Genomic DNA, 15,232 nt, shown 5'->3' on the forward strand with positions numbered 1-15,232 from the left:
TTCGTGCTCCTTCGTCGCTCGGGGTGCGTCTTCGCAATGGAGCGAACGTACGCGACCCGGCCACCATTCCCGTATTAGTACGACCGGCTGCGCTCCCCTGTGGACAACCGGCTCACCCGCCTCCTGCGACCTGGCAGCATGGCAGGGTGACATCAGCAACGCACTCCACCCTCTTCCCGCAGGTCCCGGACTCGGCCGACGCGGTGCTCGACGGGCTCGACCCCGAGCAGCGCGAGGTGGCCACCGCCCTGCACGGGCCGGTGTGTGTCCTGGCGGGCGCCGGCACCGGCAAGACGCGGGCGATCACGCACCGGATCGCCTATGGCGTGCGCGCCGGAATGCTCCAGCCCGCCAGCGTGCTCGCCGTCACCTTCACCAACCGCGCCGCGGGCGAGATGCGCGGCCGCCTCCGCCAGCTCGGCGCCTCCGGCGTCCAGGCCCGCACCTTCCACTCCGCCGCCCTGCGCCAGCTCCAGTTCTTCTGGCCGAAAGCCGTCGGTGGACCGCTGCCCCGGATCGTCGACCGCAAGATCAAGCTCGTCGCGGACGCGGCCGCCGCCTGCCGCATCCGCCTGGACCGCAATGAGCTGCGCGACCTCACCAGCGAGATCGAGTGGGCCAAGGTCACCCAGACCGTCCCCGCCGACTATGCGGCCGCCGCCGCCAAGTCGGGCCGGGACGTCCCGCGCGACCCCGCGGAGACCGCCCAGCTCTACGCCGCGTACGAGGACCTCAAGCGCGACCGCACCGTCATCGACTTCGAGGACGTACTGCTGCTCGCCGTCGGCATCCTCCAGGACCGCCACGACATCGCCGAACAGGTCCGCACCCAGTACCAGCACTTCGTGGTCGACGAGTACCAGGACGTGAGCCCCCTCCAGCAGCGCCTCCTTGAGCTGTGGCTCGGCGAGCGGGACAGCCTCTGCGTCGTCGGCGACGCCAGCCAGACGATCTACTCCTTCACCGGCGCGACCCCCGACCACCTGCTGAACTTCCGCACCCGCCACCCGGGGGCGACGGTCGTCAAGCTGGTCCGTGACTACCGCTCGACACCTCAGGTCGTCCACCTCGCCAACGGCCTGCTCTCGCAGGCCCGGGGCCGCGCCGCCGACCACCGCCTGGAGCTGATCTCCCAGCGCGAGCCCGGCGTGGAGCCGATCTACACGGAGTATGCGGACGAGCCCGCCGAAGCCGAGGGCGCCGCCCGCCGCATCCGCGCCCTCCTCGCGGACGGCGTGCCCGCCAGCGAGATCGCGGTCCTCTTCCGCACGAACTCCCAGTCGGAGATCTACGAGCAGGCGCTCGCCGACGCCGGCGTGCCCTACCAGCTGCGCGGCGCCGAGCGGTTCTTCGAGCGCACCGAAGTGCGCGAGGCGGGCGCGGCCCTGCGCGGCGCGGCCCGCTTCGGGGGCAACGACCCGCTCCTCGACGACGTGGTCGACCTGCCCTCCCAGGTGCGGGCCGTCCTCTCCACGAAGGGCTGGACGACCGAGCCGCCCGCGGGCTCCGGGGCGGTCCGCGACCGATGGGAGTCGCTGGCCGCGCTGGTGCGGCTGGCCGAGGACTTCTCGCGGGCCAGGCCGGAGGCGACCCTCGCCGACCTCGTGGCCGAGCTCGACGAGCGGGCGAACGCGCAGCACGCGCCCACCGTCGAGGGCGTCACGCTCGCCTCGCTGCACGCGGCCAAGGGCCTGGAGTGGGACGCCGTCTTCCTGGTGGGCCTCGCCGAAGGCATGATGCCGATCACCTACGCCAAGACGGACGAGCAGATCGAGGAGGAGCGCAGGCTCCTCTATGTGGGGGTGACCCGCGCCCGCGTCCACCTCTCGCTCTCCTGGGCCCTCTCCCGCTCTCCGGGCGGGCGCCCCAGCCGCCGCCCCAGCCGCTTCCTGGACGGTCTGCGTCCGGGCTCAGGGTCGGGCTCCGCCGCCCGTGCCGCGAGCGGCGGCCCCGGTGGTGTCGAGCGGGGCAGCGGCGGGGTCACCGCCGTGGCGGGCCGTCGTGAGCGCAAGAGCCGCACCCCGGCCCGCTGCCGGGTCTGCGGCCGGAGCCTGACGGACGCCGGCGAGATGAAGCTCATGCGGTGCGAGGACTGCCCGTCCGACATGGACGAAGGGCTCTACGAGCGGTTGCGGGAGTGGCGCTCCGGCCAGGCGAGGGAGCTGGGGCAGCCCGCGTACTGCGTCTTCACGGACAAGACCTTGATCGCCATCGCGGAGGCCGTGCCGGGGGACGAGGGCGAACTGGCCCGGATCCCCGGGGTCGGTGTCCGCAAGTTTCATCGCTTCGGGGCCGATGTCCTCGCGATCTGTGCAGGTCAGGAGGGTGTAAGGGGCGCCGAAGGAGAATGATTCAAACTCGTCGAAAAAATAGTTTGCGCATGCGCAAGGAAGACCCATAGGTTCTTAACACGGAAACGGCGGGCTTCTCCGAAGCCCCGGTTCCGTGCTGTACTTGTCAGTCCGCAGGATCGGTCCGTCCGATCCCCTGAGACGCCGAGAGGAGGCGAATTCCAGTGATCAGCATCAACGAGAGCTTCATCAGCACCGCGAAAATGACCGATCGCTCGGTCGTCGCTTCCTGCCTGCTCGGCTTCTCGAACCAGGGCACCGGTCTGTCCGGCGGCATTCCCGCCTCCCGTCCGCTGCCCGCCTCCCTGCCTCTCATGGGTCTTCCCGTCCGCGAGGTCAATGGGGGCAATGAGCGACCGACCAAGGCACCGGAAGCAGCAGTAGCGGAGGCGCAGGCCCATGCCTATGCCTTTGCGGCGGCCGGTGCCGGATTCCGGAAGCAGACGACGCAGCACCACACGATGTGGGCCTTCCGTGGGCTCGAACCCTGGAGTGATCCAGTCTGATCTCGATCAGACAGGCGCCTTCAGGGCCGCGGAACCCCACCCGGGATCCGCGGCCCTTTTGTTTTCCCCGAGACAGGGAGAACGGAGCGAAGGGGCCGACAGCAAGACCCGGTACCAGCCGCCAACCGGCCGACCCAGGCCGGCACGACCAGACGAGGACAACACCACCGTGCAAATCGAAGCGCACGCCCCGTCCGTACCGCCTTCACAGACGCTCCCGCCGCCCGCACCCACGGAGGACCCGACCTTGACTCCCCTCACCGCGCTCACCGCGCTCGACGACGCCATCGAGAACCTCGGCGTACCCGTTCCCTGCCGTGCCTACGACCCGGAGGTCTTCTTCGCGGAGTCCCCGGCCGACGTCGAGTACGCCAAGTCCCTCTGCCGGACCTGCCCGCTGGTGGAGGCCTGCCTCGCCGGCGCCAAGGAGCGGCGTGAGCCGTGGGGCGTCTGGGGCGGCGAGCTGTTCGTCCAGGGCGTTGTCGTTGCCCGCAAGCGGCCCCGTGGCCGCCCGCGCAAGAACCCGGTCGTCGCATGAGCATCGCCGGAACCATCGACCGCCCCCTGACGCACGACCCCAAGAAGCAGGCCCCGATGAAGGCAGCCACCAGCGAGCCCGCCGGCTCCGCGACCCCAGACTTCACCACCACCGGCGCGCACGTCCCGCGCCAGAACAGGACCCGTGAGATGCAACTCATCCCAGAAGCCATGGCTCGTGCGCATATGCACGAACGCCTGCGCGAGGCCGAGGCCCAGCGCCCGGCCGAGCGCCTGATGGCGGCCCGCCGTATGCAGCGCCGCGCGGAGCGCGCCTCGCTGCGTGCCCGGCGCGCGCTCGCCATAGCGGTCATGCAGTAAGAGCCACGCTGCGGAATCTCCTGCAGCACGGGCCGCCGACGCGGCCCGGCACGATGACAGATGCCCGCGGGGGCGGTCCGAACGGACTGCCCCCGCGGTGCGTTGTGCTCAGCGATCGTCCCGGCACGGCGATAGGGTCGCCGGGTGGACCAGCAGAACCCCCGGGCGTCGGAGCCGGAGAACCCCGAGGAACCGATGAATTCCGTGTGCGGCCTGTGCGGCACGGTCGCCCGAGGCACCCCGCCGACCTGGACCTGTTCCGTGGAGAACGGCACCCGCCGCTACCTCTGCGAAGCCTGCGCACGGGACAACATCAGAGCCATCGAAGGGCGTCTCGACTCCGCCTGGTGGTGAGCCTCTCCGCGGTTCAGCCCTGCGCCGCCGTACCGCCCTCCACGGCCTCCATCAGTTCCTCGCTCCCGGCCGGATCCTCGCTGTCCGCGGACTCCCCGTCCTCCTCCACGAAACCGGGCAGCCACTCCTCCAGTTCGTCCCGCATCCGCACCGTCGCACCCAGCTGGCACAGCACCCCGATGGTGCTCACCGTCACGCGGTGTATCAGCAGATAGGCCGGCGGCAGGTTCAGATACCGGCCCAACTGGTAGGCGGGGGAGCGGACATCGGCAAGACGTGCCGCCTGCTTGCGCATCCAGGCGCGGGTGAAGGTGTACTCGTCGACGGCCAGGGGCTCGATGATCGGCAGCAGGTAGTCGAGCACCGCCTGCGGCTCCAGGTCGACGGACTCCTTGACGAAGCCCTCCTCACGGAGCATGTCGTAGACGGCGTCGGCCTCGCCCGCCAGCGTCATCCGCAGGGATGTCCCGATGGTCGGGGGCAGCCCGTCGGGCAGGCGGTCCACCGTGCCGAAGTCGAGGACACCGAGGCGGTAGCCGTTCTTCTCGTCGGGCAGCAGACGGAAGTTGCCCGGATGCGGATCGGCGTGCAGCAGCCCCGTGCGCGCCGGCCCCGAGAAGAGGAAGTGGGCCAGCAGCTGCCCCGCCCGGTCGCGCTGCTCCTGAGTACCGTCCGAGATCACCTTCGACAGAGGTGTCCCGTCCATCCACTCGGTGACCAGAACCTGATCGCTCTGGTGCACCACCTGGGGCACCACCACATGCGGGTCGTACGCGAACTCCTCCGCGTGGGCCTGCTGGGCCTGCGCCTCCAAGCCGTAGTCCAGCTCCTCCGAGACACGGTCGCGAAGCTCCGCGATGAGGGGCTTGATGTCCATCCCCGGGATCAGCGGCCCGAGGAGCCGGGCGAACCGTCCGAGTTGATTGAGGTCGGAGAGCAACGCCTCGCCCGCCCCCGGGTACTGCACCTTGACCGCGACCTCCCGGCCGTCCTCCCAGACGGCCCGGTGCACCTGACCGATGGACGCGGCAGCCGCGGGCTTGTCGTCGAACTCCAGGAACCGCTCGCGCCAGTCCGCGCCGAGACGCTCCGCGAGGACGGCGTGCACGGTGCTGGTCGGCATCGGCGGCGCCGCTTCCTGCAACTTCGTCAGCGCCGCGCGGTAGGGCCCCGCGATCTCCTCCGGCAGGGCGGACTCGAAGACGGACAGCGCCTGCCCGAACTTCATGGCGCCGCCCTTCAGCTCTCCGAGCACCTTGAACAACTGCTCGGCCGTGCGCTGCTGCAGCTCCCGTCCGACGATTTCCGCGGACTTTCCCCCGATCCGCTTGCCGAGCCCCCAGGTCGCGCGTCCCGCGAAGCCGAGCGGCAGCGCTGCCAGTTTGGCGGTACGGGTGACCGCCTTCCGGGGAAGATCAGACATGCGCCCCTCCAAGTCCCAGACAGCCGCGCCCTCTCAGGCGGTTACCCGGCCATTGTTGCGTGCGGCCTCTTGTCAGCGGTGGGCCGATCCCCCCTAACGGACACGTCGGCCCCACAAGAGCATGATGGATGGGCCCAAATCGGGGTCGAGCGCCACTCGAATCCGGGCACCGAGGCCTTCCAGCGCGCGCCCGCGCAGGCCGACGGTTCCCCGTCCAGAAACGCGAGGGCGTGTCCCGCCGTGAGCCCCGCCACCGATGTCGACAGGGCCACGTCGCAGGCGGGCGCCTGCCGCGCGTGCCCCGAGCGCCACTGTGCCAGTAGCCGCGGCCAGGTGGGGTCGTGTTCGGCACGTTGCAGGAAGAGACACTCGGCGCACGGGGTCGTCCCCGGCAGGACCAGAGGACCCACCACACCCGTCCCCTCGATCACCCCGGCATAGAGGTGGGGCGTGCCCGACGCGAGGAGTTCCTCGGCCGCGGCGGGCGCGGGAGCGTACGCGTCCAGGCCGTCCCTCGGCGCGATGATCACGAGAGACAGTCCTGCCGCGTCCTCCGCTTCGGTGGACCGCCGGGCCGGCCGGCCGGGCGCCGACTGCCGCACGATCCGACGTGCGGTCGTGTCCCTCCGCTCCCCGACGGACTCGGCGGGCAGGCCGCCAGGTGCCACGTCCCACGGCCGCACATGTCCGCCGTCCAGCACATCGACCCGGCCGACCCCGGCGGCCGCGAGCACCGAAGCCACGACAGTGCCCACCCGTCCGGCACCCTGAACCCGCACGCGCACGGCCCGGCGCGCCGCCATCTTCGTGATCGCACCGCCCGGCTCGGGCGACAGGAGCGACAGTGAGGCCAGGTCGGCCCGCAGCCGGTCCATCATCTCGCTCCGCTCGCGCAGCGCGTCGGCCGCGGGCCCGCCGCCCGTCGAGTCGTCGAGGAGCCCGGCCCGTGAGAGCTCGCCGAGCAGCTTGTCCACATGGCCGTCCGGCAGCCCCATCCGCCGGGCCTCCTCGCGCAGCAGCGGCAGCCCGCGGGTCCCGTCGAGCAGAGTCAGGAAGGTGCCCGTCGCCGTGTCCATCGGGCCGAGCACCAGGGCATGCGCGGGCGCCACCCCGAACTGCACGGTGCTCAGGTCCCGCCAGCCGCGCCGCAGCGCGGGCTTCACGATCGGATGCATCAGGCGCATGGTCGTCCCCCGTCGGCCGGTCGGCGCGGTCCCGTCCGCCGCGTCGATCGAATGCCAGAATGCCCGTCCCAGCGGACGCCTGCGTCGCGTTGTCCACAGGCGGTGAGTATTCATCGCACTAATCGGACGCGTGGGGTGCGGAACAGCGCCGAACCGCCCCGGAGGCGGGACTTCCCCCATGCCCAGCGGGTAACGTCGGGGCGTGCCCGCCGACCCGTCACCTCGCGTCGCTGGGGAGACCTCAGCGCGTCGCGCCGGAGCTCCACAGCGCAGCACGACCAGCCCGGCCCCGTCCGGCGTGACGGCCAGCGCGGTCGAGGTCAGACGGAGCGCCCGCCGCCGCAGAACGGTCTCCGCGTACCGGGAGGGCGATCGCACCGTCGTCCTCATCCCCGCCCGGATGTCCGAGGCGGAGGAGCAGCGCTGGGTCAACGTGATGCTCGACAAGCTCGCGGCCCAGGAGAGCAAGCGGCTCCTCGGCGACGCGGAGCTCGCCGAGCGTGCCGAGCAGCTGTCGGAGCAGTACTTCGAGGGCCGCGCCAGACCGGTGTCGGTTCGCTGGGTCACGAACCAGAACACCAGGTGGGGATCCTGCACGCCGGCGGAGGGCAGCATCCGTCTTTCGCACCGGCTCCAGGGCATGCCCGAATACGTCGTGGACTACGTCCTCGTCCATGAACTCGCCCACCTGCTCGTTCCCGGCCACGGGCCGGATTTCTGGCGCCTCCTGGAGGCCTACCCCCGTACGGAGCGGGCCCGTGGCTACCTCGAAGGGGTGGTCTCGGCCAGCCGGCTGCCCCACCTGCCCGCCGCCCGCGAGGAGTGAACATCCGCGGCGTCAGGCCGTTGTGCAGCGGGTCTGTACCGGCTTCGCCCGCTGTCGGACTTTGCGGTTAGCCTGACGCGACGTATTCACATTCGGGATGGGGGACGGTCGTTACGTATGGCCAGGCAATTCCAACGCGGCCACAAGGCCAAGATCAGTGATCTCACTCCGGGCACCGATCTGTACGTGGGCGTACAGATCTCCGCCCCCGGGCTGACCTTCGACATCAGCTGCTTCGGCCTGGACGCGAGCGAGCGGCTCTCGGACGACCGTTACTTCATCTTCTTCAATCAGCCGAAGTCGCCCGAGGAGTCGATCCAGCTCCTGGGCGCGCAGGCGGGCGACACCGAGTCCTTCCGCGTCACCCTGGACCGCATCCCGCCGCAGATCCAGCGGTTGTCGTTCACGGCCACGATCGACGGCGCCGGGCAGATGTCGCAGGTCGCCTCCGGGTACGTCCGCATCGTCGCGGGCGGCGAGGAAGTCGCGCGCTACGCCTTCAGCGGCGCGGAGTTCTCCACCGAGCGCGCCGTCATGCTGGGTGACTTCTACCTGAAGGACGTCTGGCGGTTCGCCGCGATCGGCCAGGGCTTCGACGGCGGTCTCGACGCGCTCCTGAAGAACTTCGGCGGCGAGATCGCCGAGGAGGAGCCCGCCGCCCCCCAGCCGCAGGGCGCGCCCTCGTTCGCGCCGCCCGCGCAGGCCACGCCCCCGCCCGCGTTCGGCGCCCCGGCTGCCACCACGCCGCCCCAGGCACCGGCACCCGCTCCGGCCCCCGCGCAGAACTTCGCGCCGCCCCAGGGCGTCACCCCACCCCCCGCACCCGCTCCGGTCGACCCGTCGGTGCACGCCGCGCAGACCGTCGTAGCCCCGTTGCACCAGCCGCCGGGCGGCGCCGTGCCGCCCCCGCCGCCCCCCGCGCCGTACGGCCAGCCGGGCCAGCAGCCCCCGCAGCAGCCGCAGTTCGGCCAGGTCCCCGGCCAGCAACCGCCCGGCCAGAGTGCACCGCTCCCGCCCGGTTACGGCCAGCAGCCGCAGGCCCCGATGGCTCCGGGATACGGGCAGCAGCCTCCGGGCGGTCAGTTCCCCGGCCAGCCCGTCGCCCCGCAGGGCGCCGCTCCCCAGGGCGCCGGTGTGGCGGCGGCCCTCCAGAAGTACCGTGAAGCCCCCACCGGTCAGCGCTGGACGCAGCAGAACGAGAAGCTGATCCGCGTCGACCTGAGCGTCGCCGACCAGCCGGTCCTGGCCCGCCAGGGCAGCATGGTGCTGTACCAGGGCAAGGTCGAGTTCGGCTACAAGGGCGCGGGCTTCGCCGGGCGCATCGTGGGCAACGCCACCGGCCAGGAGATGCAGCTGATGCGCTGCTCCGGCCGTGGCCAGGTCTTCCTCGCCGAGGAGGGCACTCATCTGCACCCCATCGAGCTCCAGGGCGACGCGATCTGCGTCTCCGCGGAGAACGTCCTCGCCTTCGACGAGAGCCTGCAGCACGAGGTGCGCAGGATCGAGGGCCACGGGATCCCCGGCGGCGCGCTGTTCGTCATGCAGTTCCAGGGCACCGGCACGGTCGTCGTGAAGACGCACGGCGTGCCCGTGGTGCTGCCCGTCACGCCGACGACGTTCGCCGACTGCCACGCCGTCGTGGCCTGGTCGGCCGCCGCGCAGGCGATCGTCTCCAGCCAGGTGCGGCTGCGCAGCAACGCCTACGCGGGCTCCACGGGAGAGAGCGTGAACCTCCAGTTCCGTGGCGCGCCCGGCAATTTCATCGTCGTCCAGCCGTACGAGGTCTGAGGGAGCCCGTCATGAACCAGCAACTCGCGGGCTTCGCTCCCGCACCCGTCGCCGCCCGCATGGAGAACCACGGCCATCACATGGTCAAGGTGGCCATGCAGACCGGCAACGACCTCCTCGCGCGCGTGGGCTCGATGGTCGCCTACGAAGGGTTCGTGCAGTACGAGCCGAATCCGCCCGCCGTCCGTCAGATCGCGCGCGAGTGGATGACCGGCGAGGGCGCGCCCCTGATGAAGTGCTCCGGAGACGGCCTTCTCTACCTGGCCGACTACGGGGCGGACGTCGTCCTCATCAACCTGGCGGGCGACTCCCTCTCGGTGAACGGCACCAATTTGCTCGCGTTCGACGCCTCCCTCCAGTGGGGCGTCGAGCGGGTCAAGGGCATGGCCAAGTTCGCCGGGCAGGGCCTGTGGAACATCAAGGTCTCCGGCCAGGGCTGGGTCGCGCTGACCTCCCGGGGCACTCCGATCGTCGTCGACTGCGGCCGCGGCGAGGACGAGACGTACGTCGACCCGGACGCCCTGATCGCCTGGTCCCCGAACCTCAAGGTGAAGGGCAAGCGCAGCTTCAAGGCAGGGGCCCTCATCGGGCGCGGCAGCGGCGAGGCCTACCAGATGGGCTTCTCCGGAGAAGGCATCGTCGTCGTACAGCCCAGTGAGGACAGCACCGACCGCCTCCGAGCACGGGGCTGAGGGGGAGCAACACACCATGCAGAGCCCACTTTTCGCGCATGCCGAGCAGCAGACGCAGGAGCGCTACTCCGTCCAGAACCCGCAGATGCTGCGGGTCGCCCTGGAGGGTCACGACGACGTCCTGGCCCGCAAGGGCGCCATGGTCGCCTACCAGGGTCTTATGGAGTTCGACGCGGAGTACCAGAGCCAGGGCAACCAGCGTGCCCGCGCGCACACCGGTGAGGGCCTGGACCTGATGCGGGTCCACGGCCAGGGCACGGTCTACCTCGCCAACCTCGCCCAGTACATCCACGTGGTGGATGTGGACCAGGACGGCCTGACCGTGGACAGCAGCTACGTCCTGGCGATGGACTCGTCGCTGACCCACCAGGTCATCGCCGTGGACAGCCAGTACGGCATCTCCGGCTCGGGCAAGTACCAGCTCAACATCACCGGACGCGGCAAGGTCGCCCTGATGACGTCGGGGCAGCCGCTGATGCTGCAGGTCACGCCGGACCGGTACGTCAACGCCGACGCCGACGCGATCGTCGCCTGGTCCAACGGCCTGCGCGTCCAGATGCAGGCCCAGACCCATTCCTCGGGCGTCTGGCGGCGCCGCGGCAACACGGGCGAGGGCTGGGAGCTCAGCTTCATGGGCCAGGGCTACGCGCTCGTCCAGCCCAGCGAGATGCTGCCGCCCCAGAACGCGGTCATCGGGCAGGGCGCCCGGGCGCAGTTCGGGGTGGGCCAGCAGGGGGCACGGGGGCAGAACCAGGGCAACGTCTGGAGCTGAGCGCTCCGCTTCGGTGACGCAGGGAACAAATCGCGGGGAACTGCGGGCCGGCTGTGGCTGGTCGCGCAGTTCCCCGCGCCCCTTTCAGGGGCGCTCCCCGGCTACAGGCGTGCCCTTGTCGCCTCGACCAGTCGTACCACCGACTCGTCCGCCACCCCCGACACCTCGTCGTACGCGAACCAGCGCAGGTCCAGGGACTCGTCGCTGATCGCCTCGACGGCGTCCTCGGGGGCGAGCGCGGCGTACTGCACGTCCAGGTGCTGGGTGCACGGGCCCGGGATCGGGTGCCTGTCCAGGCGGACGGGACCGCCCGCGAGCAGCGTCAGGCCGGGCACGCCGGACTCCTCCGTGGCCTCACGCAGCGCCGCCGCGGCGAGCGTCGGGTCGCCCGGCTCGCAGTGGCCGCCCATCTGAAGCCACATCCGCAGCTTTTTGTGCAGCGTGAGCAGCACCCGTCCGCGCGCGGGGTCGACGACCAGGGCGCTCGCCGTCACGTGGCCCGCGGTGCAGGCCTTCCACATGCCGTCGTCACCGTGCGCCGACAGGTGCTCCAGGTAGGCCTGGCGCAGCTCGGGCTGGTCCTCGTACCCCTTGAGCACGAGGACCGTGTCGTCGTACAGACTCACTTGTCGCCGTCGTCCTTGCCGTCGCCCTCGGTGTCGTCGCCGGTGTCCTTCTTGAGGTCCGGCTTCGCGGCGCCGCCGCCCGCCGCCTCGCCGAGCATCTTGTCCAGCTCGGAGAAGTCCAGCTGCTCGCGGTGGACGAAGCCGTCCGGGTCGTCCAGGTCGGAGGCGGTCGGCAGCATGTCCGGGTGCTCCCACAGGCCGTCACGGCCGTCGACGCCGCGCGCGTCCGTGAGGGAGGCCCACAGGCGCGAGGCGTCCCGCAGCCGGCGCGGGCGCAGCTCGAGACCGATCAGGGTCGCGAACGTCTGCTCCGCGGGCCCGCCCGTCGCGCGGCGGCGGCGCAGCGTCTCCCGGAGGGCGTCGGCGGACGACAGGCGCGGTTTGGCGGCGGCGTGCACCACCGCGTCCACCCAGCCCTCGACGAGCGCGAGAGCCGTCTCCAGGCGGGCCAGAGCGGCCTTCTGGGCCGGGGTGTCCTCCGGCTGGAACATGCCCTGCTGAAGCGCTTCCTGCAACTGCTCGGGGTTCTGCGGGTCGAGCTGGCCGACCACGTCCTCCAGCTTGGCCGTGTCGACCTTGATCCCGCGCGCGTACCCCTCGACGGCTCCGAACAGGTGCGAGCGCAGCCACGGGACGTGGGCGAAGAGCCGCTGGTGGGCGGCCTCGCGCAGCGCCAGGTAGAGCCGCACCTCGTCCTTGTCGATGCCCAGGTCCTTGCCGAAGGCCTGGATGTTCACCGGGAGGAGCGCCGCCTTGCCGGACGGGCCGAGCGGCAGGCCGATGTCGGTGGAGCCGACGACCTCGCCCGCGAGCACGCCCACGGCCTGGCCGATCTGCTGGCCGAACATGGCGCCGCCCATGGAGCGCATCATGCCGATCAGCGGGCCCGCCATGGCCTGCATCTCCTCGGGCAGCACATCGCCCATGGCGAGGCCGACCCGCTCGGCGACGGGGTCGACGAGCTCCTTCCACACCGGCAGGGTCGCCTCGACCCACTCGGCGCGGCTCCACGCCACAGCGGTGCCGGAGCCCGAAGGCAGCGACGTCGCGTCGTCCAGCCACAGATCGGCCAGCCGCACGGCCTCCGCGACGGCGGAGCGCTCGGCGGGGCCGACGCTGGCGTCCTTGGCGCCGTCCGCCGTGCCCTGGGACACGGTCTGGCGGGCGATGTCCTTGGCCATGTCCCAGTTCACCGGGCCGCCCTCGTACGACAGCATCTGGCCGAGCTGCTGGAACGCGGCGCCCAGGTCGTTCGGGTTCATCGAACCGAACATCGCGGCGAACGGATTGTCGCCGCCGCCGGGGCCGCCCGCGCCCGGGAACCCCCCGAAACCGAACGGGTTCGCGGGGCCACCTGCGCCTTGTCCCCCGCTCTGGCCCTCTCCAGGGGATTCCTTCTTCTTGCCCTCGTCGCCGTCTTCCGGCTCCTCCGGCGGAAGGCCGAATCCGAATGGGGTGTCACTCACGGGATTCCTCGGCTCGTCAGGCCGCCGGTCATGTGCCGGCGGCGGCTGCCCTACAACACCACCCAGCGTAGACACCGTGACGGGATCGGGCCTCGGTGCTTCGCCGACTCTCGGCCTGCGGCAGGATGGATGCCACCTGGTACGTACGCGTCATTCGCTTACGTACTGAAGACAACCGCTGGAGACGCCCGGTGAGTTCCCCAGATCCACAGGTTCGCGCAGCGCGAAACCCGTCAACCCCGGCGCCCGTCCGAGGGCCCGTCGTCGCCGTCACCGGCGCGGCCTCCGGCGTGGGCGCGCTGCTGACCGAGCGCCTCGCGGCCTCGGAGGAGATCAAGCAGGTCATCGCCATCGACGAGCGCCGGGGTGACTGCTCGCAGGCGCAGTGGCACATCCTGGACGTTCGGGACCCGGCCATCGCCGAGAAGCTGCGCGGCGCGGACGTCGTGGTGCACCTGGCGCTCGACCTGGACCTGGAGACGGACGGCGCGGCCCGCACCGCCTACAACGTGCGCGGCACCCAGACCGTGCTGACCGCCGCTGCCGCCGCGGGCGTGCACCGCGTCGTCCTGTGCACCTCGGCGATGGTCTACGGGGCGCTGTCCGACAACGAACTGCCCCTCTCCGAAGACGCCGAACTGCGTGCCACCGCCGAGGCCACCGGCGTCGGCGACCTCTTGGAGGTCGAGCGCCTCGCCCGCCGGGCGCCCCGCGCCCACCCCGGTCTCAACGTCACCGTCGTACGGCCCGCGACCCTGGTCGGCGGCACGGACACGGCCCTCACCCGCTATTTCGAGTCGCCCCGGCTCCTGGTCGTGGCGGGCTCACGCCCCGCCTGGCAGTTCTGCCACGTCGAGGACCTGTGCAGCGCTCTGGAGTACGCGGTGCTCGAGAAGGTCGACGGCGAGCTCGCCGTCGGCTGCGACGGCTGGCTGGAGCAGGAGGAGGTCGAGGAGCTCAGCGGGATCCGGCGCATGGAGCTGCCCTCGGCCGTCGCCCTCGGGGCCGCCGCCCGGCTGCACCGCATCGGCCTCACGCCGTCGCCTGCGGGCGACCTCGCGTACACGATGTACCCGTGGGTGGTCAGCGTCAGCAGGCTGCACGACGCCGGGTGGCGCCCGCAGTGGACCAACGAGGAGGTCCTCGCGGAGCTGCTCGACGAGGTCTCCGGGCGGCGCACGGTGGCGGGCCGGCGGCTCGGGCGCAAGGACGCCACGGCCGCGGGCGCGGCGGGGGCGACGGTCGCGCTGCTGGGCGCCGCGGCGGTGGTCCGCAGGGCGCGGAAGGCGCGGCGCAGGATCTGAGGGGTGCGGGGGTGCGGGGGTGCGGGGGCGCGGGGGCGCGGGGGTCGGCCTGGAACTGCGCGGCGCCGTCGAGGGGGCATACGTCGGCGCCCCCAGGGGCGCCCCCAGGCGTACGCCGCCCTCGCCCTGTAGGGAACTCCAAGGCGACACGCGCGCGTGCCGGGCGAAAGGTCTATTCCGCGATGACCGTGCCGTGCGGCACCATGGCCGCATGGCACGTACCACGATGGACCACCCCGGCGAGCAGGCCGCGCAGGACCCGATCCGCCTCCTCGCGATCCGTGACACGCCGCTCTCCCTGGACGAGGTCTTCCGGGCCGTCGGCGACGACGCGGCGGGCGGCACGGCGCTCTTCGTGGGGACCGTGCGCAACCACGACGGCGGCGCGGACGTCGACGAGCTGGGGTACTCGACCCACCCCACCGCCGAGGCCGAGATGCGCCGGGTGGCCGAGAAGGTCGTCGCCTCGTACCCGGTGCGCGCCCTGGCCGCCGTGCACCGCATCGGTGACCTCGCCGTCGGAGATCTCGCGGTGGTCGTGGCCGTCTCCTGCCCGCACCGCGCCGAAGCCTTCGACGCCTGCCGCAAGCTGATCGACGACCTCAAGCACGAGGTGCCGATCTGGAAGCACCAGCGCTTCTCCGACGGCAAGGAGGAGTGGGTCGGCGCCTGTTGAGGTGCGGGGGAGCGGCCGCCGGGACGGGGTGGAGCCCCCGCGGCCCGGTTGGTCCGTGTGGCTCCGGTTGCGTAACCCGACCCCTGCCGTGAGCGTTGACCATGCAGATGGTTAATCTGCTGATCAGTCAGTTGCGGTGGGTCGTAGGGGTCGGGAGGTTGACATGGCATCGCTTGCCTGGTTGCTGATTCCGGTCCTGGCTGCCGTCGGCGCGGGTCTGTGGGGCAGCTGGGCCGCCCGCAACCGCAAGTCCGGACGGACCGGCGACGCGATCGAGCTCAACGGCTACGCCGCGTTCCGCGAGGCCATGGAGAAGTCCCGCACCGGGACGTGACGCCCGCGTCGGCGCCCGGGCTCGGGCCCGTACCGCGGTTCCCCGTACGGACCGGCCCCGAAGGTGCTCTCA

General features: G+C 71.6%; 16 protein-coding genes. 12 read left to right on the forward strand and 4 right to left on the reverse strand.

Annotated elements, in window-relative coordinates; all coding sequences use genetic code 11:
* The first annotated feature begins 65 nt into the window (after positions 1-65).
* From ACFVYR_RS06430 to ACFVYR_RS06450, 5 genes are all read left to right on the forward strand, one after another.
* Entirely contained in the window at positions 66-2,351 is a 2,286-nt protein-coding gene (locus ACFVYR_RS06430) for an ATP-dependent DNA helicase UvrD2 (RefSeq protein WP_384249571.1), read from the forward strand.
* 164 nt (positions 2,352-2,515) lie between these two features.
* Positions 2,516-2,857, forward strand: coding sequence for a hypothetical protein (locus ACFVYR_RS06435; RefSeq protein ID WP_384249333.1), 342 nt, complete (start codon positions 2,516-2,518; stop codon positions 2,855-2,857).
* A 169-nt stretch (positions 2,858-3,026) separates the two neighbouring features.
* On the forward strand, positions 3,027-3,395 hold the full coding sequence (locus ACFVYR_RS06440; protein ID WP_384249330.1) for a WhiB family transcriptional regulator: 369 nt from the start codon (positions 3,027-3,029) through the stop codon (positions 3,393-3,395).
* Positions 3,392-3,715, forward strand: coding sequence for a hypothetical protein (locus tag ACFVYR_RS06445; protein ID WP_384249328.1), 324 nt, complete (start codon positions 3,392-3,394; stop codon positions 3,713-3,715). Before ACFVYR_RS06440 ends, ACFVYR_RS06445 begins: the two co-directional genes overlap by 4 nt.
* Positions 3,716-3,859: 144 nt before the next feature.
* Complete coding sequence (locus ACFVYR_RS06450; protein ID WP_384249598.1) at positions 3,860-4,069, forward strand: hypothetical protein; 210 nt, start codon at positions 3,860-3,862, stop codon at positions 4,067-4,069.
* 13 nt (positions 4,070-4,082) lie between these two features.
* Here ACFVYR_RS06450 and ACFVYR_RS06455 read toward each other — a convergent pair whose 3' ends face one another.
* Together ACFVYR_RS06455 and ACFVYR_RS06460 are read right to left on the reverse strand one after the other, a co-directional pair.
* The gene (locus tag ACFVYR_RS06455; RefSeq protein WP_384249326.1) at positions 4,083-5,492 is read right to left on the reverse strand and encodes an ABC1 kinase family protein; all 1,410 of its coding nucleotides are present in this window, start codon (positions 5,490-5,492) and stop codon (positions 4,083-4,085) included.
* Between the two features lie 41 nt (positions 5,493-5,533).
* Positions 5,534-6,667: a ThiF family adenylyltransferase gene (locus tag ACFVYR_RS06460; protein ID WP_384249323.1), complete on the reverse strand. Its 1,134-nt coding sequence runs from the start codon at positions 6,665-6,667 to the stop codon at positions 5,534-5,536.
* A 211-nt stretch (positions 6,668-6,878) separates the two neighbouring features.
* On the opposite strand from ACFVYR_RS06460, the gene ACFVYR_RS06465 reads away from it, so the two are divergent.
* From ACFVYR_RS06465 to ACFVYR_RS06480, 4 genes are all read left to right on the forward strand, one after another.
* Positions 6,879-7,502 (forward strand): M48 family metallopeptidase, encoded by a 624-nt coding sequence (locus tag ACFVYR_RS06465; protein WP_384249320.1) that lies wholly within the window; start codon positions 6,879-6,881, stop codon positions 7,500-7,502.
* 117 nt (positions 7,503-7,619) lie between these two features.
* The gene (locus tag ACFVYR_RS06470) at positions 7,620-9,290 is read left to right on the forward strand and encodes a TerD family protein (protein ID WP_384249316.1); all 1,671 of its coding nucleotides are present in this window, start codon (positions 7,620-7,622) and stop codon (positions 9,288-9,290) included.
* A gap of 11 nt (positions 9,291-9,301) precedes the next feature.
* Positions 9,302-9,982, forward strand: coding sequence for an AIM24 family protein (locus tag ACFVYR_RS06475; RefSeq protein WP_384249313.1), 681 nt, complete (start codon positions 9,302-9,304; stop codon positions 9,980-9,982).
* A gap of 16 nt (positions 9,983-9,998) precedes the next feature.
* Entirely contained in the window at positions 9,999-10,754 is a 756-nt protein-coding gene (locus tag ACFVYR_RS06480; RefSeq protein ID WP_384249310.1) for an AIM24 family protein, read from the forward strand.
* A 101-nt stretch (positions 10,755-10,855) separates the two neighbouring features.
* Here ACFVYR_RS06480 and ACFVYR_RS06485 read toward each other — a convergent pair whose 3' ends face one another.
* Together ACFVYR_RS06485 and ACFVYR_RS06490 are read right to left on the reverse strand one after the other, a co-directional pair.
* Entirely contained in the window at positions 10,856-11,380 is a 525-nt protein-coding gene (locus tag ACFVYR_RS06485) for an NUDIX hydrolase (RefSeq protein WP_384249307.1), read from the reverse strand.
* Positions 11,377-12,846, reverse strand: a complete 1,470-nt coding sequence (locus tag ACFVYR_RS06490; RefSeq protein WP_384249304.1) for a zinc-dependent metalloprotease — start codon at positions 12,844-12,846, stop codon at positions 11,377-11,379. The genes ACFVYR_RS06485 and ACFVYR_RS06490 overlap by 4 nt, the downstream gene beginning before the upstream one ends.
* A gap of 191 nt (positions 12,847-13,037) precedes the next feature.
* Between ACFVYR_RS06490 and ACFVYR_RS06495 the strand changes: the two genes are divergently transcribed.
* The 3 genes from ACFVYR_RS06495 (at position 13,038) to ACFVYR_RS06505 (ending at position 15,160) form a co-directional block, all read left to right on the forward strand.
* Positions 13,038-14,150, forward strand: coding sequence for an SDR family oxidoreductase (locus ACFVYR_RS06495; protein ID WP_384249300.1), 1,113 nt, complete (start codon positions 13,038-13,040; stop codon positions 14,148-14,150).
* Between the two features lie 211 nt (positions 14,151-14,361).
* Complete coding sequence (locus tag ACFVYR_RS06500; RefSeq protein ID WP_384249296.1) at positions 14,362-14,826, forward strand: molybdenum cofactor biosynthesis protein MoaE; 465 nt, start codon at positions 14,362-14,364, stop codon at positions 14,824-14,826.
* 163 nt (positions 14,827-14,989) lie between these two features.
* Positions 14,990-15,160 (forward strand): hypothetical protein, encoded by a 171-nt coding sequence (locus ACFVYR_RS06505; protein ID WP_384249293.1) that lies wholly within the window; start codon positions 14,990-14,992, stop codon positions 15,158-15,160.
* Positions 15,161-15,232 lie beyond the last annotated feature (72 nt).

It is taken from the genome of Streptomyces sp. NPDC058284 (assembly GCF_042881135.1).
In the GTDB taxonomy this organism is placed as follows: Bacteria; Actinomycetota; Actinomycetes; order Streptomycetales; family Streptomycetaceae; genus Streptomyces.

Coding starts and splice junctions, on each gene's coding strand:
- ACFVYR_RS06445 (WP_384249328.1), top strand. CDS start 3,392: ATGAGCATCGCCGGAACCATCGACCGCCCCCTGACGCACGACCCCAAG.
- ACFVYR_RS06455 (WP_384249326.1), bottom strand. CDS start 5,492: ATGTCTGATCTTCCCCGGAAGGCGGTCACCCGTACCGCCAAACTGGCA.
- ACFVYR_RS06460 (WP_384249323.1), bottom strand. CDS start 6,667: ATGCATCCGATCGTGAAGCCCGCGCTGCGGCGCGGCTGGCGGGACCTG.
- ACFVYR_RS06470 (WP_384249316.1), top strand. CDS start 7,620: ATGGCCAGGCAATTCCAACGCGGCCACAAGGCCAAGATCAGTGATCTC.
- ACFVYR_RS06475 (WP_384249313.1), top strand. CDS start 9,302: ATGAACCAGCAACTCGCGGGCTTCGCTCCCGCACCCGTCGCCGCCCGC.
- ACFVYR_RS06480 (WP_384249310.1), top strand. CDS start 9,999: ATGCAGAGCCCACTTTTCGCGCATGCCGAGCAGCAGACGCAGGAGCGC.
- ACFVYR_RS06500 (WP_384249296.1), top strand. CDS start 14,362: ATGGCACGTACCACGATGGACCACCCCGGCGAGCAGGCCGCGCAGGAC.
- ACFVYR_RS06505 (WP_384249293.1), top strand. CDS start 14,990: ATGGCATCGCTTGCCTGGTTGCTGATTCCGGTCCTGGCTGCCGTCGGC.